This window comes from Acidisphaera rubrifaciens HS-AP3 (assembly GCF_000964365.1).
GTDB lineage: Bacteria > Pseudomonadota > Alphaproteobacteria > Acetobacterales > Acetobacteraceae > Acidisphaera > Acidisphaera rubrifaciens.
On sequence record NZ_BANB01000221.1, the window covers coordinates 1 to 1,642 of the forward strand.

Below are 1,642 nucleotides of genomic sequence, written 5' to 3' on the forward strand. Positions count from 1 at the left end.
CGCCATCACCTTCGGCCTTGGCACCCATGTCTGGAACGAGGAGCTGATCCTCCAGCGCTATGAATTGCTGTTCGAGGCCGGGCTGGTCGCGGAATCCGGGGCGCCGGATGCCGGGTGCCCGGGGCCGGAGGTCGCGGGGCTGGCGATGCGCCATGACCATCGCCGCATCCTCGCCACCGGCATCGCCCGGCTGCGCGCCAAGATCAAATACCGCCCCGTGGTGTTCGAGCTGATGCCCGACAGCTTCACCCTTCTGCAGCTGCAGCGGGTGTTCGAGGCGGTGGCCGGACGCCTGCTGCACAAGCAGAACTTCCGCCGGCTGATCGCGCAGCAGGAGCTGGTGGAGGAGACGGGCGAGGTGACGACGGAGACCGGCGGCCGCCCCGCGCGCCTCGTGCGGTTCCGCACCGCGGTGCTGGCCGAACGCGCCGTCGCCGGCAGCAAGCTGCCGCTGGCCCGCAGCCGCTGAACCCTGCACGGCCGCGCCGGCCCCGCCCCGGCCCGGCTCTTGACAGACCTTATACTCAGACCAAGCATAAGTCGGCGGGCAATGTCGCCCGCTAAATGCTCCAATCGAGCATAAGGAGCCGCCATGGTGTCGTCCGAGGTTCTGGACCGGGTGCAGCCCGTCTATGCGCGGCTGCGCCATGCGATCCCGCCGCTGGAGTGGCCGGTCTTCGCCGAGGACGTGGATGCCATTCTGCGACTGAAGCGCGAACGCGACGCCGTCATCCTTGCCCACAACTACCAGACGCCGGAAATTTTCCACGGCGTCGCCGACATCGTGGGCGACAGCCTCGCGCTCGCCCGTGAGGCGGCGCGCACGGATGCGCGCGTCATCGTGCTCGCGGGTGTGCACTTCATGGCGGAGACGGCGAAGCTGCTCAACCCGGACCGCACCGTGCTCATCCCCGATCCGGCCGCCGGCTGCTCGCTCGCCGACAGCATCACGCCCGCCGACATGCGGCTGCTGCGCGCCCGCTATCCGGGCGTGCCGATCGTGACGTATGTCAATACCTCGGCGGCGGTGAAGGCGGAGAGCGACATCTGCTGCACGTCCGGCAATGCCCGCCGCGTCGTCGAATCGCTCGGCGTGGCACGCGTGCTGATGGTCCCCGACGAATACCTCGCGCGCAACGTCGCGGCGACGACGGACGTGGAGGTGATCGCCTGGCGCGGCCATTGCGAGGTGCACGAGCGCTTCACCGCGGCCGAGGTGGCCGCCCTGCGCGAGGACCACCCCGGCCTCGTCGTGCTCGCGCATCCCGAATGTCCGCCCGACGTGGTTGCCGTGGCGGATTTCGCCGGCTCGACGGCGGCGATGTGCGACTATGTCGACGCGCACCGGCCGGCGCGCGTGGTGCTGCTCACCGAATGTTCGATGAGCGACAACGTCGCCGCCCGCCATCCGGATATCGACTTCGTGCGCCCCTGCAACCTGTGCCCGCACATGAAGCGCATCACGCTGGCCAACATACGCGCCGCGCTGGAGACGATGCGCCACCCGGTCGAGATAGATCCAGACATCGCGGTCCGCGCGCGGCGCGCGGTCGAGCGGATGCTGGCCGTCGCATGAGCGCCGTGATGCTCGGGGACGGCGCGCCGGTGCACGCGGTCGACGATCAGGACCCGCCAGCCCCCC

The 1,642-nt window shown here is 69.9% G+C and carries 2 protein-coding genes; both read left to right on the top strand.

Translation table 11 applies throughout. The annotated features are described in order from the left end of the window. On the top strand, positions 1-469 hold a 469-nt coding region (locus B8460_RS07690), incomplete at its 5' end, for an NUDIX hydrolase (RefSeq protein WP_048861003.1). Between the two features lie 126 nt (positions 470-595). Further along, positions 596-1,576 (top strand): quinolinate synthase NadA, encoded by a 981-nt coding sequence (gene nadA / locus B8460_RS07695; protein ID WP_373855740.1) that lies wholly within the window; start codon positions 596-598, stop codon positions 1,574-1,576. The last annotated feature ends 66 nt before the right edge of the window (positions 1,577-1,642 follow it).